Origin of the sequence: Pedococcus sp. 2YAF34, assembly GCF_052114585.1 — a bacterium.
Classification (GTDB): Bacteria; Actinomycetota; Actinomycetes; order Actinomycetales; family Dermatophilaceae; genus Pedococcus.
On the sequence record NZ_JBFRFA010000122.1, the window covers coordinates 1 to 416 of the forward strand.

Genomic DNA, 416 nt, shown 5'->3' on the forward strand with positions numbered 1-416 from the left:
GCGGCGGCGACGGAGGTGTAGGACTGCTGGGTCACCCAGGCGGTCAGGTCGATGTCGTGCGTGCCGAGGTCCTTGACCACACCCACGTCGGCGATCCGGGCCGGGAACGGGCCCTGGCGACGCGTCGTGACCTGGTAGACGTCACCGAGCTCACCGGCCTCCAGCCGCGCCCTCGCGCTCTGCAGCGCCGGGTTGTACCGCTCGATGTGGCCCACCGCACCGACCAGACCGGCGTCCTTGAACGCCTGCGCCAGGCGCACCGCCGACGGAGTGTCCTGGGCCAGCGGCTTCTCGATGATCGCGTGCACCCCGGCCGCAGCCAACGCCAACCCGACCGGCTCGTGGTAGACCGTCGGCACCGCCACCATGCAGTAGTCGAGGTCGTGCTTGATCAGGCCCTCGATCGAGTCCTCCAG

1 protein-coding gene is annotated in these 416 nt (G+C 70.4%); it reads right to left on the minus strand.

What is annotated here, in order from left to right; all coding sequences use genetic code 11:
• Nucleotides 1-416, minus strand: a 416-nt coding sequence (locus AB4Z02_RS19180; protein ID WP_441972967.1) for a Gfo/Idh/MocA family protein, incomplete at both ends; no start/stop codon positions are given.